We start from the raw sequence: 21,230 nt of genomic DNA on the forward strand, positions 1-21,230 counted from the left end.
TTCTCACCGTGACCGCCGTGGTGTTCTTCGCGCGGAGCGGCCTCGGAGACGGGGATCACCATGACGGACAACCATGACGGACAACCATGACGGGCGTGACTGACCGCCGGCCCGTGTATCTTCTCCCCCGTGCCTTCGCCATTGTTGCCGAGCGATCCTGTCGTGCTGGGCCGGTACCGGTTGGAGGCGCGGCTCAGTCAGGGTGGGATGGGCAGTGTCTACCTCGGACGGGCGGACGGGGACGGGCGGCAGGTCGCGGTCAAGGTCATCCGGCCGGAGTTCGCGCACGACCAGGAGTTCCGGGCCCGGTTCCGCAGTGAGGTCAAGCGGGCGCGCGGGGTGCCCGCGTTCTGCACCGCGGCGGTGCTGGACGCCGATCCCGAGCACGAGACCCCGTACCTCGTCTTCGAGTTCGTCGACGGGCCGCCGCTGAACCAGGTGGTCCGGGAGCAGGGGCCGTTCGCCGGGCACGACCTGGTGAACGTCGCCGTCGGGGTGGCCACCGCGCTGACCGCGATCCATGGTGCCGGGGTCATCCACCGGGATCTGAAACCGGGCAACGTGCTGTTCGCCCGGGGCGGGATCAAGGTCATCGACTTCGGGATCGCCCGGGCGGTGGAGCTGACGAGTGCGCACACCCGTACCGATCAGATGGTCGGCACCGTCTCCTACATGGCGCCGGAACGCTTCGAGGCGGTGAAGGGGGCCGGTGTCTCGCCGGCGGCGGACGTGTTCGCCTGGGGTGTGCTGGTGGCCTACGCGGCGACCGGCCGGACCCCGTTCGAGGCCGACTCCCCCACCGCGACGGCGATGCGGATCCTGACCCAGCCGCCGGACCTCGACGGGCTGGACGGTCCGTTGCGGCACCTCGTCGACCGTGCCCTGGACAAGGACCCGGCCCGGCGGCCCAGCTCCCAGGAACTGCTGAACCTGCTGGTCAGCGACGGTACGGTCGTCGCCCCGGCGGTTGCTTCGCCGGTGCGGCCCGACCGGAAGCGGGAACGGCGGTGGGTGATCGGCGGAGCCCTGGCCGCGGTTGCCTGCGTACTCGCCGGGGTGGTCTATCTGATCCTCGACCGGCACGACCCGACGCTCCGGTTCCGGCAGGGTGCCATCAGCGCCGCGGCGGCCTCGGCCGATCCGGTCCTCAGCGAGGGACGCACGATCGTGTTGTACGCCGTCGAGCAGGACCGGAACCTGTCGATGCCGTTCGACAAGCCGGTGACGTTGTCCTCCCAGCGCACCGCCGACGAGACGGTGCAGCTGATGAACCTGGGCGACGAGGCGAACTACATGGTGCGCACCGCCGCCGAGAACGACCTGGGCACCAACAACTGCCTGACGGTCTCGGTGCTCGGCACCACCGGCGCGGACATCGAGACCCGGGTGGACGCCAACGGCAGCTGCCTGCTCCTGCCGGAATACTTCTTCCGGCTCTCCCCCACCGGAGCGACCGTCGGCGGACGCCCGTCCTACTGGCTCAGCAACGACGTGTACGGGTACATGTACTGGGACGACGAGGACGACCGGTTCACGACGACCCAGCAGGAGCATCCCCCGGCCGTCACGTCGTTCGTCCTCGCCGAGATCAGCTGAGCCCGGAGCGGTAACCGGTGACGGTCGGGGTCCAGCGGCCGGTGGAGGTCTGGCCGTACGCGTCGGTGATCCGGTAGCGGATCGCCGGGACCACCCCGGTGAAGCCACGGGCCGGCACGAAGATCAACGAGCCGGCGGCCGAGATGAGCGTGGGATCCATCGGCCGGCCCGGCACGGTGGCGAGGCCCGAGATCGCGGCCGCCGAGAATTCACCGGCCGGCCGGCTCGTCGCGCCCACGAACCCGTGACTGCCGCCGACCGGGAGCGGGAACCCGACCTCCTGCCGGGCCCGGGCCATCCCGGACGAGGTGAGGTCCGGAGCGTGCGGCGGCCGGGGACGCCGGACGGTCGCGGTGTACGTGCTGGTGCGGGTCTGCCCGCCGGGCCCGGTCACCCGGAGCGTGACCGGCGTGGCGGTGCCGAGGTACCCGACGGCCGGGGTGAACGTGACCTTCCTGCGGGAGTCCTGGGTGTAGAACCCCTCGGGCACGAGCACGGTGTCGACGTACTCCGGCGCCCGGCCGTCCAGCGTGAGCCGCCAGCCGGCCGGCACGTCCACGGTGACGGTCTGTTTCCGCAGCCCGGCCCCGGTCGATGTCAACGGCCCCCACTCCGTGACCGAGACGGCCCGGGCAGGCGCGGCCGTCGCGGGTGCGCTGACGGCCAGCGGGGAGGTGAGCACGGCGGCGAGGATCAAGAATCTCGGGATAACCACAGAGTCACGATAAGTCCGATATCACTCGTAACTGGACAATACGCGCCCGCAGGCAACGGCTAAATCCGCGGCGACGGGAGGACGCCGTTGTCATCACCCGGATTGTCGTCGTCGTCACGGCCGGGCGGTTCTCTCCGGGCGATCGAGCGGGCCCGCTCCACGATGGAGAGCGCGGCCGCGACGGCGCTGAGCAGAGCCGCACCGAACTGGATCGCGGTGCCGGGATCGGGCAGCCACATGATCGGCACTCCTTGTCGGCATCTACCTGAATGAATCCCGATGAACGAGACTCATTCATATTGATGAACCGGCAAGCGTCCGGGTGTCGGCCGGACGGATCCGGACGACCCACCTGTCGACACGGAGAGAAGTCAGCCGCTTACATAGAGGAATGAATCCTCGTCGAGACGACCCACGGGGAGCGTACGCCTCGCGGTTGCGGTTGTGGCGGCTCCAATGCGGTGAACCATCCTTTCGAGACCTCGAGCGACTGACCGGGATCCCGCGCTCGACCCTGCACGACCGGCTCGCCGACGGCCACGGCCTCGACTGGGAGTTCATCGAGAAGGTCGTCACCGCCATCCACCGGCTGGCGAAGCAACCGGGCCTGGAGCTCGACCTCGACGATTGGCGCCGGCAGTACGAACAGGTGAGCCGGGTCCGGGAGCAGGGTGAGCGCACCCCGGTCTGGATCGGGCCGATCGTGGCGCCCGCCGACCCGTACCAACCCCGGCGGACCGGTGCCGCGCTCGACGTCAGCGGTGACACCGGACGGACGTACGTGCTGCACGGGACGGGCGGGGTGGGCAAGACGCAACTCGCCGCCCACGTCGCCGACCAGGTCTGGCGCGAGCGGGCGGCGGACCTCGTGGTGTGGGTGACAGCCACCTCCCGCGACGCGATCGTCACCGCCTACGCCGAGGTGGCCGAGGCGCTGCGGGTGGATCCGGGCGCCGGCCCCGTGCGGGTGCTGGCGAAGCTGGCCGAACCCGGCGGGCCGCGGTGGCTGATCGTCCTCGACGACCTGCAGCATCCCGCCGACGCCGACCGGCTCTGGCCGCCGGCGGGGAACGGCAACGTCCTGGTGACCACGAGGCGCCAGGACGCGTCGCTGCGGGCGAACCGCCGGATCGTGGTGCCGGTGGATCTGTTCGACGCGACCGAATCGCAGCGCTTCCTGACCGAGAGGCTCGGCGCCGGGGCCGCCGCAGGGGCGGGTCCGGTCGCCGCCGCCCTGGGCCACCTGCCGCTCGCCCTGGAGCTGGCGGCCGCCTACATGATCGATCTGCACCTGGACTGCGGGCGCTTCCTCGACCGGCTGGCCGCCCGGCGGCTCCAGGAACTCGACCCGGACGACCGCTCACGGCCCGGTCTCACCACGCTGTGGACGATGTCCGTACGGACCGCGGACCAGCTCCAGCCCTCCGGTGTCGCCGAGCCCCTGCTCGACGTGGCCGCTGTCCTGGACGCCAACGGCATTCCCGTGGATCTCCTCACCAGTGCGCCGGTCCGCGCCCTGGTCGCCGAGCGGCGGGGGCGGGAGACCACGGCCGACGACGCGCTGGACGGACTGTCCTGCCTGGAACGACTCAGCCTGGCCGGGCTGGACGAACCACGCCGCACCGTCCGCGTGCACCAGCTGCTCCAGCGAGCGGTGCGCGAGTCAGCTCCCGCACGCTGTTCCGTGGCGGTACGGGCGGCGGCGGACGCCATCGTGGCGATCTGGCCCGAGGACGAGCACGACCGTTCGCTCATCCAGCGGCTCCGGGACAACGTCGGCGCCGCACGACGGGCCGGCGAGGACGCGCTGTGGGACGGGGACATGCACCAGGCGTTGTTCCGGGCGGGCAACAGTCTCAGCCGTGACCGCCTGTTCACCACGGCGATCGGTTACTGGACCGGTCTGCGTACCGAAGCGGAGCGACGCCTCGGTCCGGAACATCGCGACACCCTGTCGATCCGCAACAACCTCGCCTGGTCCCACGGGCGCGCCGGAGACCCCGCCCGGGCGGCGGCCGACCTGCTGGAGCTGCTCGGCACCCGGCAGCGGGTGCTGGGCCGCGACGCGGTGAACACCCTGGCCACGTCGCACGGCGTCGCCGTGTGGCTCAGCGCGGCGGGCGAGACGGCGAAGGCCGTCCCGGTCCTCGCCGGGCTGGTGGACGACTATCTGCGCGTCCTCGGCCCGGACCACCAGGACACCCTCAACACCCGGCTGGTGCTCGTCGGCCTGACCGGCCGGACCGCACCGGCGGACGCCGTGAGGGGCCTGAACGCCCTGCTCGACGACTACCTGAGGACGTTCGGACCCGATCATGAACGGACCTGGGAGGTGCAGACCTCGCTCATCGACCGGCTCGCGGCGACCGGGGCGGGAGATCAGGCCCTGGACCGCTACACCCGGCTCCTCGCCTCGCAGAACCGCGTCCTCGGAAGCGACCACCTCGACACTCTCGAGTCGCGATACGGCCTCGCCGACCTGGTCGGACGGCTCGGACAACGCGGTGAGGCCGCGGCGCTGATGCACGAGCTGCTCCAGGACGTCACCCGGCTCGACGGCATCATCCCGTACGGCCTGGAACGGCTCCGGCTCGACATCGAACGCTGGTCCGCGTACTGACCCCGTCCCCCCACGAACCTGTGTGCGGGGACGGGACCAGGATCAGGCGGTGGTGGCGCGCTCGGACGTGGCGGTGATGTTGCGGGCGCTGCCTCGTTCGAACTCGCTGGCGATCGGGAAGTAGTTCTCCAGGAAGACCTGGGCGACCTGGGCGCGTTCCTCGGCCGAGACGAGGCCGTGGTGGCTGTCGTTGAGGCAGAAGACGTCGTAGCCGCGCAGGGTCAGGATCTGGGTGAGGCGGGGGTGCTGGGCCGCGTCGCCGAGGTCCACGTAGGACACGCGCAGGGAGCCGCGGGTGGAGCGGCCGGTCAGGTAGCCGTAGTAGTGGTGCAGCGACGACGGGACCGAGATGTCGCCGGCCGAGCGCAGGCGGGCCTGGGAGGTCGCCGCGATCTCCTCGGGGAACGTCGCGTCGATCTCCTTGAGGACGCTGACCCGCAGCGGGTACGGGGCGTGCAGGAACGCGTGGGTGATCGTCCGGCCGAAGGTGCGCTTGATCAGCTCGCGGTTGTTCTTGCCCGCGGTGAAGTTGAAGTCGTCGTCCTCGGCGATCGGGGTGAGCGGCACCGGGGTCGGCGACTGGAAGAACAGGGCGGTGCCGTTGGCGGAGAAGAACGACTGCGGTTGCAACGGACGCCCGATGAAGAAGTCGTCGTTGAAGTACAGGAAGTGCTCGGCGAGGCCCGCGATGTGGTGCAGCTGGGCCTCGATGGCGTGCGAGTTGAAGGTCGGCAGCAGCCCGCGGTCGCCGAAGACCTCCTTGTGGCTGACCACCTGGACGCGGGGGTGCTCCTCGTCGAGCCAGTCCGGGGTCTGGTCGTCGGTGACGAGCCAGATCTTGCGGACCCAGGGCGCGAACATGGCGATGGAGCGCAGCGAGAAGCGCAGCTCGTCGCGGCTGCGGAACCGGGCGTCGCCGCCGGCCGCGTCGACCGGCGGGTGGCCGAGGCCCTCCAGCGTGGCGGACTTGCGGGCGCGCCAGGCCGGGTCGTCGCCGTCGACCCAGGTGTAGACGACGTCGATCGGGAAGTTGACGTCGGTGACCAGGGTCTCGGTGAACGCGGTGACCGTCGGGTAGTCGCGGTCGCGGACCCGCAGGGTGGTGGACTGCGCCATGACGTCGACCGGGATGGCGTCGCCGATCAGGGTGCGGCGCAGGGCCTTGACGGTCGCGGTCTCCTCGTCGCTGGTCCAGAACTCGAGGTCACAACCGTAGACCGGACCGTAGCGCAGGGTACGGGTGGACGCCGTCACCGGCTGGAAGATGCGCAGGCCGCCCGCGCTGGTGCCGAGGTCGGAGGTGGCCGCGAGGGCCGCCAGCGTGACGCCGGAGACCGCGCCGGAGTTGCTGATCAGCTCGGTGTAGACGGCCTTGGTGGCCCAGTCCTGCGCCATGGCGTCCATGGTCGCGGCGCGGTCCTGGTCGGACACCGCGAGCCGGGCCCGGACCCCGTGGTCACGGATCATCGTGTACGCGATGCCGTGCCGTTCGAGCAGGTCGGCGGTGAGCCGCAGGTTGCGGTCGGCGGCGTCGAACGGGGTCATCTCGTCGGACTGGATCGCGAGCTGGCTGGCCGAGCGCACCAACGCCGGGTCCTGCTCGGCGAGCTGTGCCTCCAGCTCACGGGCGGTGAGCTGGAACAGCGGGCGCTGCGGCGGCGGCGCGGCCGGGGCCAGCCCGGAACCGCCGGTGCCGGCGATCCACGCGGAGAGCCGGTCGGCCTTGCGGTTGAGCCGGGCCGGGTTGTCGCGCTCGGCGAGCAGCTGCTGGAAGTGCTCGACCCACTGGCCCATGATCCGGTCGAGGGCGTACGCCTCGGAGGCGCGCAGGGCGGCCTCGCCGAAGGAGTGCCGCAGTTCCTCGTCCTCGATGAGGCGCAGCAGCGCCTCGGTGAGGCCGTCGATGTCGCCGGAACCGATGATGAAGCCGTCGACGCCGTGCGTGATGATCTCGGCCGGGCCGGTCTGCACGTCGTAGGCGATGGCGGGGACACCGGCGGTGAACGCCTCGATCAGGACGAGCGGGAGTGCCTCGCCGTCCTTGGAGGTCAGCAGCGCGATGCTGCTCTTGGACCATTCCTCGGCCATGCCCTGCACCGAGCCGAGGAACTGGACGTTCTCGTTGAGCCCGAGGCTCTCGGCGAGCCGGCGGACCGCGTTGAACTGCTCGCCGGAGCCGAGCACGCGCAGCACCCAGTCCGGGTGGGTCTCGACGATCTTCGCGAACGCGCGGACCGCGTGGTCGACGCGCTTCTCGGCGTGCAGCCGGCCGGCGATGGTGACCACCCGGGTGGTCCGGGTCGACTTGGGGCGGAAGCCCGGCGGCAGCGCGTTGCCGATGATGCGCAGCTCCGGGGCGGCGTCGCGCAGGGTGTCGGCGAACCACTGCTGGGTGCGCTCGGTGAGCAGGACCAGCGAGTCGAGCCGGGGGATGAACTGGAACAGCGGGTCGCCGGTGGCGCCGCGCAGCTGCGAGGGCCGGTGCTCCTGGTGCACGGTGACCACGTTCGGCTTGCTCAGCGTGGTGGTCGCGGCCATCAGCGCCGGCGAGGACGACACCAGGACGTCGGTGTCGAGCTCGCGCATGGCGCGCTCGAGCTCGAGGTCGGCGAGCCGGTGGAAGGTCTTCTCCCAGCGCTGCTGCACGATCCGGCTCTCCGCCGCGACCAGGGCGGCGCACTGCTCGGCGGACAGGTCGTTGTCGCGTACCGGGCGCGGGGTGGAGCCGGTGTTGTCCACCAGGTAGCGGATCCGGATCCGCGGGTCGACGGAGAAGAAGCGTTCCGTGCTGGTACGGAAGACGCTGATCACCTCCACCTGGTGCTCGCGGACCAGGTATTCCGCCTGCGTGAAGATGGCGCGCTCGGTGCCACCCATCGCGTCGGCGGTGTTGAGGAGGAAGGTGATCTTCATTCCGGGGCTCCCGGTTCGGTGCTGGTACAGGTCAGGGCGAAGCTGCCCGCGGTCGTGTAGTACGGGCGGAGGTGGACCACCGCACCGCCGGGCATCAGCAGGCGGCGCTCGTAGGTCTTGAGGACCGTCCGGATGTCGCTGAGGTCGTGCAGGAACCGCCCGACCCGGATGCGGTTGCCCCCGACGCGGATCCGGATGTCCCAGACCTGCTTGCCACCGGGGTCGGAGGCCATGGCGGCCAGCGGCACCCCGAACCGGAAGATCTCGCCCTCGACGGTCACGGCCGACTGGTGCACCGTGCCGGCGTCGCGGCAGTGGAACTCGGCCACCGCGCCGGCGGTGGCCGGGACCGCCACGAAGCGCCCGATGACCTCGGCCTTGCCGAGGTCGACCACGAACCGGACCATCTCGGCGCGCGGCTGGGCGGCCTGCACGTCGATGTGGCAGACGCCGAACGCCCCGACCGCCGGACGGAACCGCATGCCGGTGTCCGCGTCCGGGGGGGCCGCGACGGTGACGCTCGCCTTGCGGATCTGCTCGGGCTCCGTCCGGCGCACGGTCAGCCGCCGCTGGTCCCCGGACTCCGTGGTTACCAGCAGGGCGAGGTCCCAGGTGCCCGGCGTCAGCGGGAGGCCGCCCGGGCGCTCACCGAACAGGGCGAGCGCCTCCGCGGTCCACCGGCCGAGGTAGTCCTGCCCGAGCCGGGCGGGGACCCGGTGCTCGGCCCGCCCGTGCGTGAAGGCGAGCTGCGCCGAGGCCGGCACCGCGCCCTCGAGATCGGGCAGGATCAGCTGGACGTTGAGGCTGTGACCGTCGAGCACGGCGAAGTACTCGGCCGCCGCGACGTTCTTGTCCGTACCGAAACGGACCATCCCCACCGTGATCTTGGTCCAGGTCCGCCGGGCCCGCGGCTGGATGGCCGTACGAACCTTGCGGCGTGCGGCCGTGAGCGTCTCCACCGGCCCCGCACGCAGGGTTTTCCCCACCTTGGCCGGTAGTGACTCCGAGCCCATGGCACTGCCCTTCTCTGGTCGAACCCGATCGAACCGTCAGCCGGAAACGGCGTTGTCGCGCACCGGGAAGGCATCCTCGGCGGCCGTCGCCTGGCGGGGGACGGAAACCCCCGCGGAGCGCCCCATGGCCGCGAGCTTGGTGGCGCTGAATCCGGCCCGCTCGGCGGCCACCTCGTCGGAGTACTCGAACGGGGAACGGAACGGGAAGTACTGCGGGAGGAAGTCGGCCATCATCGCGGCCTGTTCGCTGAGCGCCACCGCCGCGGAGTCGGTGTCGTTGAGGCAGAACACGTCGCAGTGCCGGCGGGCGAGCAGGTACGTCAGCTGGACCGGGGTCGACGGGTGGGCCAGGTCAGCGTACGTGTACTTGATGGTGCCCGGAACCGCCCGCTTGGTCAGGAACGACCAGTAGTGCTGCAGCGACGAGGGGATCGACAGGTCCCCGGGGTGCCGGAACGGGTGCTCGGAGGTCGCCTGGACCTCGGCCGGCAGCGCCTGCTCGATCTCCTGCAGCACGCTCTTCTGCAGCGGGTACGGCACGTGCTGCATCTTCTGCGTGATGCCACGGCCGAACCGCTCGGCGACGTGGCGCCGGTTGTTCTTGCCGGCCGCCGTCACCGGGGCGTCGAAGACCGTCGCCGGACCGGCCTCGAGCTGCGCGCGGGACTGGAAGAACTTGGCGATCCCGTTGGCGTGGAAGAACGCGTCGGGGGTGACCGGACGACCGAGGAACATGTCGTCGTTGAAGTAGATGAAGTGCTCGGCGAGGCCGGGGATGCGGTGCAGCCGGGACTCGATGGCGTGCGAGTTGAACGTCGGCAGCACGCCGGTGTCCCCGAAGATCTCGCGGTGGCTGACCACGGTGATCCGCGGGTCGCTGTCGTCGAGCCAGGCCGGGACCTGGTCGTCGGTCACCAGGAAGATGCGCCGGACCCAGGGGGCGTACGACACGATCGAGCGCAGCGAGTACCGGAGCTCGTCGCGGCTGACGAACCGGGACGCGTTGGTGGCGATCGTGTTGATCTGCTGCTGGCCCATGGCGGCCAGGGAGGCGTTCTTGCGCTCCACCCAGTCGGGGTCGTCGCCGTCCACCCAGGTGTACACGACGTCGATCGGGAAGCGGACGTCCTCGGCCGGCACCGTGGCGAACTCGGAGCGGGTGCGGTAGCGCGGGCGGTCGTCGGCGAGCGGCATCATCGGGCTCAGCGCGATCGGCGGCACCAGGGCGTACTCCGCCTCGGCGGGCAGCGACGTCGCGACCCAGTTGGCGCGCGGGCCGGCGATCATGTCCGGTGCGCCGTCCTCGCCCTTGACCGTCTGCCAGAACTCGATCTCGCACGCCGAGCCGCTGCCCAGCACGGTCGTCGCGTACGCGCTGGTGACCGGGAAGTAGACCTGGGCGCCGGTCTTGCCACGGCCGGCCGCGAAGCCCTTGTCGGTGATGTCCCCGACGTGGATCTGCGCACCCTTGAGGGCCGCGTCGGCGTTCAGCGCGGTCAGGGTGCGCTCGCGGTCGCTCTTGTGCACGGCGACGGCGCTGTGCAGGGTGCCGACCGGGCGGACGCAGAAGTAGTCGATGCCGGCCCGGTCGAGGACGCCGGTGACGCCGTCGAGGTTGCGCAACCACGCCGAGGCGGGGGTCATGTCGGGCACGACCTCGGCCTGGATCTCGCGACCGGCGTCACGGGCGGTCACCATCACACCGGGCTCGGACGGCGCCGGGAGGGTGCCCTGCCGGGTGAGCTTGCGGACCATCCACAGCTGGCGGTTCGGGGGAAGCATCTCGACCAGCCGAAGACGGTATTCCTTCGGCAGCAGACGGTAAGCACGCAACGCGATCACGCAGCGAACCGCCTGGTCGACCACAAATTCATGAACGGCACGTCGAAGATCCCCTGGATAGTCGGCTGCCCCCGCACGCCCCGGAGATGACGCGGACGGCTGGGCTCGTGGGCGTAGCTAGAGTAGAGAGGGTACTGACGACGAACAACCCTCTATATCCCGGTTAACACAAGATGGCCGGAACTATCGACCGATTTGCCCGGTTGCCGTACTTTCCGTCACCCGATGGTTGCGGATGTCCACTGGGGACACGGCTACCCGGTCCCCGCTACGGTGTGCCGCACGGGCACCATCACAGCTGGTAATGCCAGGCGCGAACGCGAATCCCATTCATGCCGATCACTCCCTACTTATGGTGATGTGATCTATGTCATTCATCACGGAAACATTGCGTCATCGTGGGTGAAACATCGCGAAACACCCGGCGCCCCGGCCCGCCTATTATCAGCGGGTGACTATGGCCGCGGCAGCCGAGACCGAGCTCGCACCGGAACCACCGCAGGCCGGGCCCGACGACCCGCCCGAGGTGCCCGGGATCGTCCGGCGGCGGCTGGCGACGCTGGAGAACTGGCTGGACCCGTACTCCTGGCTGGTGACCGCGGTGATCGTCGCGATGGCCGCGATCCTGCGCCTCAACGGGCTCACCAGCGCCAAGGGCTACGTCTTCGACGAGGTGTACTACCCGACCGACGCGTGGGACATGCTCCAGCACGGCGTCGAGTGGGACGAGAAGATCGACGGGGCCGCGTACGTGGTCCATCCGCCGTTGGGTAAGTGGTTGATCGCTCTCGGCGAGAAGGCGTTCGGCAACAACGAACTCGGCTGGCGCTTCCCCACCGCGATCGCCGGCATCCTGATGGTCCTGATCCTGATCCGGGTCGCCTACCGGCTGTTCCACTCGATCGTGCTGGCCGGCGCCGCCGGGATGCTGCTGACGCTCGACGGCTTCCAGCTCGTGCTGTCGCGGACCTCGCTGCTCGACATCTTCCTCGGCCTGTTCGTCCTCATGACGTTCGCCGCCCTGCTCCTCGACCGCGACCATTACCGGCGCCGCCTGCTGCGCGGCCTGGAACAGGGGCGCACCCCCCGGATCGTGCCGTGGTGGCTGCTCGTCGCCGGCGCGGTGCTCGGGCTGGCCTGCGGCGTCAAGTGGAGCGCGCTGTTCTTCCTGCCGTTCTTCGCGGCACTGAGCATCGACTGGCGGGTGCAGGCGCGCCGCTCCGCCGGCACCCCCCGCCCGCTGCTCGCCGGGCTCGCCCGCGACCTGGGCTGGGGGCTGCTCAGCGTCGTCCTGACCCTTGTCTTCTACCTGGCCACGTGGGCCGGCTGGTTCATGACCGGCACCGGATACTTCCGGCACTACCGCGAGGCCAACGGGATGAGCGAACCCCCGGTGCTGGGCGCCCTGCTCAACCTCATGCACTACCACCACGAGGCCTATTCGTTCCACAGTGGCCTGACCTCGAGGCACCCGTACCAGTCGTGGCCGTGGCAGTGGCTGCTGCTGGGCCGCCCGGTCAACCTGTACTGGCCCGCCGCGAGCGGCTGCGGGGCGCCCAGCTGCGTACGCCAGATCCTGCTGCTGGGCACTCCCCTGCTGTGGTGGTCGTTCCTGCCGGCCCTGGCCGCACTGGTCTGGTTCGGCATCGCCCGGCGCGACTGGCGGGCGGGCGCGATCGGCACCGGCGTGGCGGCGGGCCTGCTGCCCTGGTTCTACTACGCCGTCGCCGACGGCCGCACCATGTTCGCGTTCTACGCGCTGCCCGCGCTGCCGTTCCTGGTGCTGGCCGTCGTCTACGTGCTCGGCGCGATCATGACCCCGCCGGAGGGCATCGCCGAGGGCGCGGCGCGAACCGACCGGCAGCTGATCGGCACGGTCGTCGCCGGCGCGTACGTGCTGCTGGTCGCCCTCTGCTTCGCCTGGTTCCACCCGGTCTTCGTGGGCCAGCTCATCCCGTACGAGGACTGGTCGTCACGTATGTGGCTCGGCAGCCGCTGGATCTAGATCGACCGCAGGAACCGGCGCATCAGGGCCGCCACCTCGGCGGCCGCGGTCTCGAGCAGGAAGTGACCCCCGTCGAGCAGGTGGATCTCGGCGTCCGGCAGGTCGGCGGCGAAGGCGCGGGCGCCGGCCGGGCCGAAGATCTCGTCACCGCGGCCCCAGACCGCGAGCAGCGGCACCCGCGAGGTGCGGAAGTACTCGTGCAGCCGGGGGTACAGCGGTGGGTTGCTCGCGTAGTCGGCGAACAGTTTCAGCTGCACCAGGTCGTTGCCGGGGCGTGAGACCAGGGCGAAGTCGTGCCACCAGACCGTGGGGTCGATCAGCGTCTCGTCGCTCACCCCGGTGAGGTACTGCCAGCGGATCGCGTCGAGGGACAGGGCCTGGCGCATGCCGGCCTCGGTCTGCGCGTTCCACTCCCGGTGGAACGCCCACACGCTGTCCCAGAAGCCGGGTACGAAGCCCGCGTCGTACCCGTTGCCGTTCTGCGTGACGATCGCGGTGATCGCGGCGGGCTCACGCAGGGCCAGCCGCCAGCCGATCGGGGCCCCGTAGTCCTGCACGTAGATGGCGTACCGCTCGACGCCGAGCTGCCCGAGCAGACCCGCGGTCAGCGCGGCGAGCGCTGCTGAAGAGCACGCAGGTGGTGGCCGGGGAGAGCGCCCACGCGCTGACCCCGCTGCTGGCCGGCGTCGTCTCACGGCCGTCGGTCGGCGACGACGGGCTGACCTGGACGGTGGACGCCGGGGGCGCTCAGGCCGTACTTCTCGATGCCGTCACCGCCTGGAGCGAACTGCGGCGCTCGCGCCCCGGCCGGCTGCGGCCCTGCGCCAACGACGAGTGCGCGCTGTTCCTGCTGGACCGCAGCAAGGCCGGCAACGGCCGGTGGTGCTCGATGGCGACGTGCGGCAACAAGCTCAAGGCCCGCCGGCACCATCAGCGGGCCCGCGCCGAAAAAATGTGCGGCCGGGTGTCGGATCGGGGCAGCGACGTACGTTGCCAGGGTGAACGTCCACCCACACCGCAGGAGATGATCTCGAGATGCAGTATCTGTTCACCGTGATCGACCACCGGACCAACTCCGGCACCGAGCAGGAGCAGGCCGCCATCGACGTGTTCAACGAGCGGCTGCGGACGGACGGGAACTGGGTCTTCGCCGGCGGGCTGGCGTCACCCGGCGCGGCCACCGTCGTCGACAACCGCGACGGCCGGGGGCTGATCACCGACGGGCCGTTCGTGGAGACGAAGGAGCACATGGCCGGCTTCTGGGTCGTCGAGGCCGCCGACCTCGACGTGGCGCTCGAACTCGCCGGCGCGGCGTCCCTGGCCTGTCACCGCAGGGTCGAGGTCCGGCCGTTCCTGTGAGCGGGCCCGACGCCGGCGCGGCGGTCACCGCGGCCCACCGCGAGCAGTGGGCCCGGGTGGTCGCCGGCCTGGCCCGGCGCTTCGGGGACCTGGACATCGCCGAGGAGGCCGCCGCCGAGGCGTTCGCGATCGCCGTCGAGCGGTGGCCGGCCGACGGCGTGCCCCCGAACCCGGGCGCCTGGCTGACCACCACCGCCGCCCGCCGGGCCATCGACCGGATCCGGCGCGAGGGCAAACGGGACGACAAGCACAGAGAGGCCCGGATGGTGTACGCCGACAGCGCGCCCGAGCCGGCCGGGGTCATCGACGACGAGCGGCTCCGGCTGATCTTCACCTGTTGCCATCCGGCCCTCGCCCCGGAGAGCCGGGTGGCGCTGACCCTGCGGATGGTCGGCGGGCTGACCGTGCCCGAGATCGCCCGCGCCTTCCTGGTCCGGGAGAGCGCCATGGGACAGCGGATCACCCGGGCCAAGGCCAAGATCCACGCGGCGCGGATCCCGTACCGGGTACCGGACGCCGAGGATCTCCCGGCCCGCGTGTCCGGCGTGCTCGCCGTGCTCTTCCTCGTCTGCAACGAGGGCTACCTGGCGACCGGCCCCGGCACCGAACCGGTCCGCCACGAGCTGACCGCCGAGGCGATCCGGCTCACCCGGGTGCTGCGCGAGCTGCTGCCGGACGACGGTGAGGTCACCGGGCTGCTCGCGCTGATGCTGCTCACCGAGGCCCGCCGCGCCGCCCGGGTCTCGGCCGGCGGGGAACTGGTGACGCTCGCCGAGCAGGACCGCGGGGCCTGGGACACCGCCCTGATCGCCGAGGGGCACCGGCTGGTGCGCGAGCGCCTGGCCGCCGGGGAGGCGCCGGGCCGCTACCAGATCCTCGCCGCGGTCAACGCGGTGCACACCAGCGCCCGCGACATCCGCGACACCGACTGGTCGCAGGTCGTCGCGCTGTACGACCAGCTCGTCCGGGTCGACCCCGCGCCGGTCACCGCGCTCAACCGGGCCGTCGCGGTCGCCGAGCTCGACGGCCCGCAGGTGGCGCTCGCCGAGACCGACCGGCTCGGCGAGGCGCTGGCCGGCTACCACGCCTACCACGCGACCCGGGCCGAGCTGCTGCGCCGGCTGGGTCACGGCCGGGCCGCGCGCGAGGCCTACGACCGGGCCATCGAGCTGGCCGGCAACACCGCCGAGACCGCCTACCTGACCCGCCGCCGCGACCAGCTGGGATAAACGCTTCGTCCGGCGCCACGACGGCCGAACAGAAGGGTGTGCCGCCCTGGAAGTGGTTCCTCGGGTTCAGTGGGTCGGTCATGGCCGGTTACTGCCTGTTCCCGTGGCCGCGGGCACAGGCGGTGCTCACCACGCTGCTCGGGCTGAGCTGCGCGGTCGTCACGGTGGCCGGGGTCCGGGGCCGGACGACCCCGATGTGGCCGTGGTACCTGCTGGCCCTCGCGCGGATCATGTTCACGCTGGGTGACGTCGCGTACTGGTGGCAGAGTTTCACGCTCGGCCACGACGTGTTCCCCTCCGTCTCCGACGTCTTCTACCTGGGCTTCTACGTGCCCCTGGTGGCGGCGTTGTACGGCCTGGTCCGCGCCCGGCAGCCCGGGCAGGACCGGGCCGGGCTGCTGGACGCGCTCATCCTGTCCACCGGTGCCGCGATGCTGGCCTGGGTGTACCTGATCGTGCCGAACCTGCACAACGGCGACATGAGCGTGTTCGCACGGGGCGTGTCGGTCGCTTACCCGGTGGCCGACCTCGTCGTCATCGGGGTGCTGATCCGGCTGGGCATGGGCCGCGGTGAGCGCTCGCCCGCGTTCCTGCTCATGGTCACCGGCATGGCGATCACCATGGCCGGGGACATCGTGTACGCCCTGCAACAGGTGACCGGCACCTACTCGGCGGGCGACTACCTCGACCTGTCCTGGCTGGGCGGGTGCGCACTGATGGGCGCGGCGGCGCTGCACCCGTCGGTCACCTCGGTGGGCCGGCCCGGCCGCGGCGGGAACGACGGCACCATCGGGCTCGCCCGGATCGTCGCGCTGTCCACCGCCGGGCTCATGGCACCGGGCGTGCTGGCGGTGCAGTGGCTGCGCGGCGTCCCGCTCGACGTACCGATCGTCGTGGCCGGCAGCATCACCCTGTTCCTGCTGGTCATCGCCCGCCTGCACGGCGTGGTGACGGTGCTGACCGTGACCCTGCGGCACGCCGAGCAGCAGGCCAACCACGACCAGCTGACCGGGCTGGCGAACCGGCGGCAGTTCCACGACCGCTGGCAGCGGCAGCTGGGCCACGCCGGCACCCCCACCGCCCTGCTCTACGTCGACCTCGACGACTTCAAACCGGTCAACGACCGGTACGGCCACCAGGCCGGCGACGAGGTCCTGATCCAGGCCGGGGCGCGGCTACGGTCCGTGGTGCGCGCCGGGGACGTGGTCGCGCGCCTCGGCGGCGACGAGTTCGCGGTCATCCTCCCGGACACCACCGACGCCGTGGCCGCGGTGGTGGCCCGGCGGCTGGTCGAGGAGATCCGGCGCCCGTTCCCGGTCGCCGGGGCCGAGATCATCATCGGCGCCAGCGTGGGCGTGGTGACCGCACCACCCGGCGCCGACGCCGAGGACATGCTGCGGCAGGCCGACGAGGCCATGTACGCCCGCAAGACCGGCCGGCCCGCCCGCTGACGCCGCCCCGGCCGGCCCGCCCGCAGCAGGCCACCCGTCACCGGGTCGCGGCGTCCAGCCGGGCGACGCGGCGCGGGCCCGCGGTGCGCCGGTAGCTCGCGTCGAGCAGCTCGGCGATCTCGGCCCAGTCGGTGCCGGCGTCCAGGTCGACACCGAGCCAGCCGGCGGGGCCGAGGTAGGCCGGGACGTAGCAGCGCCCGTCGTCCAGCAGCGCCGCGCGCTCGTCGTCGTCGAGCAGCACCATCACCGAGCTCTCGTGCTGCTGATACTCGCCGTCGACCTTGACCGAGCCGCCGTAGTAGGCGAACACCTTCACGGTGAAGAACGCCGGGCGCCCGTGCGAGACCTTCTCGGCCGCGTCCGGGAGGGCCAGGGCGAGGTCGCGTACGCGCGCGAGCACCGGATCTGCGTCGTCGAACATCAGCGGATGCGCCATAGGTGCGACCGTAACGTGTCAGCCCACCTCGTACGCCCGCAGAACGGTGATCGTGGCGGTGTCGCCGGTGGCACCCGTGCCGGTCACCCGCAGCGACACGAAGCCGGTGGCCGGGTTGACGACCCGCAGGGCGCGGCGGTCACCGGTGCCGGTCACCGGGGCGCGCCGCCAGGTCCGGCCGTCGTCCACGGAGTACGCACCGGTCACCGTCGCGCCGGGGCCGGCCGTGACCGGCACGGTGCAGCGTCCCGGCCGGCAGCGGCGCGACGGCGACGAGCAGCACAGCCGTCGCGAACAGTCTTCCCAGGCGCACAACGACCCCCCGTGGCATAGAAGAGCTTCACTCTTCCACCCGGCGTCCGATGAGCACAGTTTCCGGTGGGGGACGCGGACGCCTCAGGTCCAGTCCGGCGGCTCGGCCGGGCGCAGGCCGGGATCGGTGACCGCGAACGTCCGGACCGGACCCGGGGCGGTGCCCGGGCCCTCGAAGCGAACGGTGACCCGGCCGAGGCCGCTGCCCCACACCCAGCCCGGGCCGTACCCGTCGTGGTGGACGTCCTGGCCGGGACGCCATCCGGTGGGTGCGGCCACGGGCTGCGGCTCCGGCTCCACCGGCTGCTCGGCGGGGCCGAGGGCGAACAGCTCGTCCTGGGCGAAGGCCGTCAGCGTGGTGACCGCGACGCCGAGCAGCCGGACGCCGCCGGACGTGTCCACCTCGGTCAGCAACCGGCGGGCCAGCTGGGCCACCAGGCGCGGGTCGTCGGTGGGCTGGTCGCGGGTGACCGAGCGGGTGATCGTGGCGAAGTCGTGGTGGCGCACCTTGATGCTGACCGTCCGCCCGGACACCCCGCCGGTGCGCAGCCGGCCGGCCACCCGGGCGGCGAGCAGATCGACCTCCCGGCCGATCCGGGCGGTGTCGTTCAGGTCGACGTCGTAGGTCTCCTCCGCCGACACCGACTTGGCCTCGCGCTCGCTGACGACCGGCCGGGTGTCGTCGGCCCGGGCCAGCCGGTGCAGGCCGGCCCCGTGCGCCTGACCGAACCAGTCGACCAGATCGTCCAGGGCCACCGTCGCCAGATCGCCGACGGTACGCACGCCGGAGCGGTGCAGCCGTTGCTCGGTGGCCGGGCCGACCCCGCCGAGCCGGTTGACCGGCAGCGGGTGCAGCACGCTGAGTTCGTCGCCGGGCGCGATGACCGTGAGCCCGTCCGGTTTGCGCAGCTCGGAGCCGATCTTCGCCATCAGCTTCGACGTCGCGACCCCGACCGAGCCGGTGACCCCGCCGGTGGCCCGGGCGATGTCCCGCTTGAGCCGCCGCCCGACCGCGGTCACCCCGGCCACCGACAGGTCGTGACCGCCGGCGGCGAGATCGAGGTACGCCTCGTCGATCGACACCTGCTCGACCACCGGGGTCACCTCGGCCAGCAGCGCCATCACCACCTCGCTGGTCCGCCGGTACGCGGCGAACCGGGGTGCCAGGTACGCGGTACCGGCCGGGCTGCGGCGGCGGGCCTGCGCCATCGGCATCGCGGAGTGCACGCCGTAGGCCCGGGCCTCGTACGACGCGGTCGAGACCACGCCCCGGCCGGCGACCCCGCCGACCACCACCGGGCGGCCCCGCAGCGAGACCTTGTCACGCTGCTCGACGGCCGCGAACATCGCGTCGAGGTCGACGTGCAGCACGCTCGGGGATCGGCGGCCGCTCATGACCACCATTATCGCGCGGGCCCGAGATCGCGCGGGGCGGGCTTGACCGGCGCGGCACCGGGTGACGTTCGACGTCGAGGTCGGCGAGGGCGGCTGGCAGGACCTCGGCGAACCGGGCATCTGACACGCATCCGGGGTTCACCGGCCGGCGAACCCCGGATCATGACGCGGGGCGATGACTCAGAGCAGCGGCTCGGTGACCGCGTCCGGGGAGACGGGGACCGGCTTGCGGCGCGCGGGCCGCGGCACCACGGGGTCGGTCCGCACCGGCTCGGTGCTGCCCAGGGTGGTGCTGCCCAGGGTGGTGCTGTCCACGGCGGTGTCGTCCAGCGCGGTGTTGTTCACCGTGGAGTCGGCCAGGCTGGTGTCGGCCGGCGTGGTGTCCTCCCGCGTGGACCGGGGCGTGGTGTCCTCCCGCGCGGCCCGCACCGACGCCAGCTTCGCGGTGGCCTTGTCGGTGCCGGTGCTGACCAGGCTCTTCGCCTTGGCCTGGGCCTGGACCACGCTCGGCTGGTTGCCCGCCTTGCGGACGCTCTCCCGGATCTGCTCGTACTTCTCCCGGCCGGCCCGGGTGCCGAGCACGTAACCGACCGCGAGGCCCGCCGCCAATGTCACAACCCTCATCGCAAACTCCTTCGTCATCGGTTCCGGATACGCACACCGCGATGCCCCACCAGAACCGGACGAAACCCCGGACCCACGATCAACAGGGTGTACGGGGGCCACGGCGCTGGTAGTGCGCGGCGATGACCATCTACGGGAAGAGCCGGCGCGCCACCGCCGAGACGATGCACGACACCGCCGTGGAGATCGAACGCAGCGAGGCGATCCTGCACGAGTGCGCCGAGCGGTCCCCCGACGAGGCGACCGCCCGCCGCCTGCACTCCCTCGGTGACCAGGTCACCGGCGAGGCCAAGCGGATCGACGCCCGCGCCCACGACCTGCCGCCGGCGTAGAGTCGGGTCGGCCCCGGAGGAGTTGAGGACATGCCCGGTATCTCGAGCACGCGCTGACACCGTAGACCGTCATCGCGTGCTGCCCCGGAAGGTGTGGCACAGCAACCCAAGGGGATCACTGTGCCCTCCGCTTCCTCCTCCGCGCCCAGCCTGTGGCGCGAATCCGACTTCCGTCGCCTCTGGTCCGGTCAGACCGCTTCCCAGCTGGGCGAACACACGAGTCTGGTGGTCCTCTCGCTGACCGCCGTCCTGACCCTGCACGTCGGCGCCGACGAGCTGGGCGTCCTGCGCGCGGTGGGACAGGCCCCGCAGCTGCTGCTCGCGCTGCTCGCCGGTGTGTGGGTGGACAGGTGGCGTACCCGTACGGTCATGGTGTTGTCGGATGCCGGACGGGCGACGGCCCTGGGCCTGGTCGCGGTGGTCGCGGCCATCGGTGGGCTCGGTCTGCCGGCGCTGCTGGCGGTGGCCGTCGCCGTCGGCGCGATGTCGGTGTTCTTCGACGTGGCCTACCAGACCTCGCTGGTCCGCATGGTGCGCCGCGACCAGCTGTTGCAGGGCAACAGCGCGATCGAGGCGAGCCGGTCCGCCGCTCAGATGGGCGGCCCCGCGCTGGCCGGGACGATGATGTCGCTGCTGGTGGCGCCCCTGGCAATCGCCGCCAATGCGGTGCTGTTCGTGGGTTCGTTCCTGGCCATCGCCCGCATCCGGCACCGCGAGGTGCTGCCGCGGCGGGTCAAGGGCGCCCGGCGGATGCGGGAGGGCCTGCGTTTCGTCGCCGGTGACCCGCTGTTGCGCGCGGTCTGTCTCGCCTCGGCGGCGTTCCAGTTGTCGTTCGCCGCGCTGATGACCTCCTACCTGCTGTTCCTGCCCCGCGAACTCCACCTCTCCGGTGCCGTCGTCGGCCTGGCCCTCGCCGCGACCGGCCCGGGAGCGCTGGTGGGCGCACTGCTCGCCGGGCAGCTGCCGAGGCGCCTCGGGCACGGCCCGGTGCTCGTGACGGCGGCGCTGATCGGCGACGGAGTGCTGCTCTGCGTGCCCGCGCTGCACGGGAACTCCGCGGTCACCGTCGTGGCCCTGATCGGGGTCAACGTCGTGTTCGGCGCGTTCGGCCAGCTGGTCAACGTCACGGTCATGGCCGTCCGGCAGGCGGTCACCCCGGACGCCATGCAGGGCCGGGTCGCCGCGACGATCACGTTCGCCGGCATGGGCACGACCCCGATCGGCGCCCTGTTCGGCGGTGTCCTCGCCGGTCACGTGGGCCTGCGCACCGCCCTGCTGATCACCGCCGCGACCATGCTGCTGTCCCCGCTGATCATGATCGTGTCCCCCCTCAGCCGCCTGGGCCGCACCCTCCCCGACCGGCCGACCGTGCCATAGTCCCCGGCGTG

19 protein-coding genes are annotated in these 21,230 nt (G+C 71.7%); 9 read left to right on the plus strand and 10 right to left on the minus strand.

Going from position 1 to position 21,230, the window contains the following annotated elements; translation table 11 throughout:
- The first annotated feature begins 129 nt into the window (after positions 1–129).
- Positions 130–1,596: a serine/threonine protein kinase gene (locus ACIA6A_RS20940; protein WP_396099397.1), complete on the plus strand. Its 1,467-nt coding sequence runs from the start codon at positions 130–132 to the stop codon at positions 1,594–1,596.
- Here the strand turns inward: ACIA6A_RS20940 and ACIA6A_RS20945 are convergent.
- Together ACIA6A_RS20945 and ACIA6A_RS20950 are read right to left on the minus strand one after the other, a co-directional pair.
- Positions 1,589–2,311 (minus strand): hypothetical protein, encoded by a 723-nt coding sequence (locus ACIA6A_RS20945; protein ID WP_396099398.1) that lies wholly within the window; start codon positions 2,309–2,311, stop codon positions 1,589–1,591. The genes ACIA6A_RS20940 and ACIA6A_RS20945 overlap by 8 nt on opposite strands.
- A 59-nt stretch (positions 2,312–2,370) precedes the next feature.
- Positions 2,371–2,550 (minus strand): hypothetical protein, encoded by a 180-nt coding sequence (locus tag ACIA6A_RS20950; RefSeq protein ID WP_396099399.1) that lies wholly within the window; start codon positions 2,548–2,550, stop codon positions 2,371–2,373.
- Between the two features lie 152 nt (positions 2,551–2,702).
- Here ACIA6A_RS20950 and ACIA6A_RS20955 point away from each other — a divergent pair, with 152 nt between their 5' ends.
- Positions 2,703–4,931 carry a tetratricopeptide repeat protein gene (locus ACIA6A_RS20955; RefSeq protein ID WP_396099400.1) on the plus strand — a complete coding sequence of 743 codons (2,229 nt, stop codon included), beginning with the start codon at positions 2,703–2,705 and terminating at the stop codon, positions 4,929–4,931.
- Positions 4,932–4,973: 42 nt separating this feature from the next.
- Here the strand turns inward: ACIA6A_RS20955 and ACIA6A_RS20960 are convergent, their stop codons facing one another.
- The 3 genes from ACIA6A_RS20960 to ACIA6A_RS20970 form a co-directional block, all read right to left on the minus strand.
- Entirely contained in the window at positions 4,974–7,844 is a 2,871-nt protein-coding gene (locus tag ACIA6A_RS20960) for a stealth conserved region 3 domain-containing protein (RefSeq protein ID WP_396099401.1), read from the minus strand.
- Positions 7,841–8,803: a hypothetical protein gene (locus ACIA6A_RS20965; RefSeq protein WP_396099402.1), complete on the minus strand. Its 963-nt coding sequence runs from the start codon at positions 8,801–8,803 to the stop codon at positions 7,841–7,843. The genes ACIA6A_RS20960 and ACIA6A_RS20965 overlap by 4 nt, the downstream gene beginning before the upstream one ends.
- A gap of 90 nt (positions 8,804–8,893) precedes the next feature.
- The gene (locus ACIA6A_RS20970) at positions 8,894–10,699 is read right to left on the minus strand and encodes a stealth family protein (RefSeq protein ID WP_396099403.1); all 1,806 of its coding nucleotides are present in this window, start codon (positions 10,697–10,699) and stop codon (positions 8,894–8,896) included.
- Positions 10,700–11,156: 457 nt separating this feature from the next.
- Here ACIA6A_RS20970 and ACIA6A_RS20975 point away from each other — a divergent pair, with 457 nt between their 5' ends.
- Positions 11,157–12,704, plus strand: a complete 1,548-nt coding sequence (locus tag ACIA6A_RS20975; RefSeq protein ID WP_396099555.1) for a dolichyl-phosphate-mannose--protein mannosyltransferase — start codon at positions 11,157–11,159, stop codon at positions 12,702–12,704.
- On the opposite strand, the gene ACIA6A_RS20980 is transcribed toward ACIA6A_RS20975, so the two are convergent.
- A complete protein-coding gene (locus tag ACIA6A_RS20980) occupies positions 12,701–13,399 on the minus strand; it encodes an alpha/beta fold hydrolase (protein ID WP_396099404.1) in 699 nt (232 codons plus the stop codon). The two genes, ACIA6A_RS20975 and ACIA6A_RS20980, sit on opposite strands and share 4 nt — an antisense overlap.
- On the opposite strand from ACIA6A_RS20980, the gene ACIA6A_RS20985 reads away from it, so the two are divergent.
- From ACIA6A_RS20985 to ACIA6A_RS21000, 4 genes are read left to right on the plus strand one after another with little or no spacing between them, the layout of a single operon-like run.
- Positions 13,342–13,761 (plus strand): CGNR zinc finger domain-containing protein, encoded by a 420-nt coding sequence (locus tag ACIA6A_RS20985; RefSeq protein ID WP_396099405.1) that lies wholly within the window; start codon positions 13,342–13,344, stop codon positions 13,759–13,761. The two genes, ACIA6A_RS20980 and ACIA6A_RS20985, sit on opposite strands and share 58 nt — an antisense overlap.
- Positions 13,740–14,063, plus strand: coding sequence for a YciI family protein (locus tag ACIA6A_RS20990; protein ID WP_396099406.1), 324 nt, complete (start codon positions 13,740–13,742; stop codon positions 14,061–14,063). The genes ACIA6A_RS20985 and ACIA6A_RS20990 overlap by 22 nt, the downstream gene beginning before the upstream one ends.
- On the plus strand, positions 14,060–15,292 hold the full coding sequence (locus ACIA6A_RS20995) for an RNA polymerase sigma factor (protein WP_396099407.1): 1,233 nt from the start codon (positions 14,060–14,062) through the stop codon (positions 15,290–15,292). The genes ACIA6A_RS20990 and ACIA6A_RS20995 overlap by 4 nt, the downstream gene beginning before the upstream one ends.
- Positions 15,293–15,330: 38 nt before the next feature.
- Entirely contained in the window at positions 15,331–16,743 is a 1,413-nt protein-coding gene (locus ACIA6A_RS21000; RefSeq protein WP_396099408.1) for a diguanylate cyclase domain-containing protein, read from the plus strand.
- Between the two features lie 37 nt (positions 16,744–16,780).
- Here ACIA6A_RS21000 and ACIA6A_RS21005 read toward each other — a convergent pair whose 3' ends face one another.
- The 4 genes from ACIA6A_RS21005 to ACIA6A_RS21020 form a co-directional block, all read right to left on the minus strand.
- Positions 16,781–17,179 carry an MmcQ/YjbR family DNA-binding protein gene (locus tag ACIA6A_RS21005; RefSeq protein WP_396099409.1) on the minus strand — a complete coding sequence of 133 codons (399 nt, stop codon included), beginning with the start codon at positions 17,177–17,179 and terminating at the stop codon, positions 16,781–16,783.
- An 18-nt stretch (positions 17,180–17,197) separates the two neighbouring features.
- Positions 17,198–17,416, minus strand: a complete 219-nt coding sequence (locus ACIA6A_RS21010; protein ID WP_396099410.1) for a hypothetical protein — start codon at positions 17,414–17,416, stop codon at positions 17,198–17,200.
- A 159-nt stretch (positions 17,417–17,575) separates the two neighbouring features.
- A complete protein-coding gene (locus tag ACIA6A_RS21015) occupies positions 17,576–18,886 on the minus strand; it encodes a DNA polymerase IV (protein ID WP_396099411.1) in 1,311 nt (436 codons plus the stop codon).
- A 180-nt stretch (positions 18,887–19,066) separates the two neighbouring features.
- Complete coding sequence (locus tag ACIA6A_RS21020) at positions 19,067–19,510, minus strand: hypothetical protein (protein WP_396099412.1); 444 nt, start codon at positions 19,508–19,510, stop codon at positions 19,067–19,069.
- A 122-nt stretch (positions 19,511–19,632) separates the two neighbouring features.
- On the opposite strand from ACIA6A_RS21020, the gene ACIA6A_RS21025 reads away from it, so the two are divergent.
- Together ACIA6A_RS21025 and ACIA6A_RS21030 are read left to right on the plus strand one after the other, a co-directional pair.
- The gene (locus ACIA6A_RS21025) at positions 19,633–19,842 is read left to right on the plus strand and encodes a hypothetical protein (RefSeq protein WP_396099413.1); all 210 of its coding nucleotides are present in this window, start codon (positions 19,633–19,635) and stop codon (positions 19,840–19,842) included.
- Between the two features lie 120 nt (positions 19,843–19,962).
- On the plus strand, positions 19,963–21,219 hold the full coding sequence (locus tag ACIA6A_RS21030) for an MFS transporter (RefSeq protein WP_396099414.1): 1,257 nt from the start codon (positions 19,963–19,965) through the stop codon (positions 21,217–21,219).
- The last annotated feature ends 11 nt before the right edge of the window (positions 21,220–21,230 follow it).

The sequence above is a fragment of the Actinoplanes sp. NPDC051494 genome, from assembly GCF_044454705.1.
Taxonomy (GTDB): Bacteria; Actinomycetota; Actinomycetes; order Mycobacteriales; family Micromonosporaceae; genus Actinoplanes.

Coding starts and splice junctions, on each gene's coding strand:
- ACIA6A_RS20990 (WP_396099406.1), top strand. CDS start 13,740: ATGCAGTATCTGTTCACCGTGATCGACCACCGGACCAACTCCGGCACC.
- ACIA6A_RS20975 (WP_396099555.1), top strand. CDS start 11,157: ATGGCCGCGGCAGCCGAGACCGAGCTCGCACCGGAACCACCGCAGGCC.
- ACIA6A_RS21015 (WP_396099411.1), bottom strand. CDS start 18,886: ATGAGCGGCCGCCGATCCCCGAGCGTGCTGCACGTCGACCTCGACGCG.
- ACIA6A_RS21025 (WP_396099413.1), top strand. CDS start 19,633: ATGACCATCTACGGGAAGAGCCGGCGCGCCACCGCCGAGACGATGCAC.
- ACIA6A_RS20950 (WP_396099399.1), bottom strand. CDS start 2,550: ATGTGGCTGCCCGATCCCGGCACCGCGATCCAGTTCGGTGCGGCTCTG.
- ACIA6A_RS21020 (WP_396099412.1), bottom strand. CDS start 19,510: ATGAGGGTTGTGACATTGGCGGCGGGCCTCGCGGTCGGTTACGTGCTC.
- ACIA6A_RS20955 (WP_396099400.1), top strand. CDS start 2,703: ATGAATCCTCGTCGAGACGACCCACGGGGAGCGTACGCCTCGCGGTTG.
- ACIA6A_RS21005 (WP_396099409.1), bottom strand. CDS start 17,179: ATGGCGCATCCGCTGATGTTCGACGACGCAGATCCGGTGCTCGCGCGC.
- ACIA6A_RS20960 (WP_396099401.1), bottom strand. CDS start 7,844: ATGAAGATCACCTTCCTCCTCAACACCGCCGACGCGATGGGTGGCACC.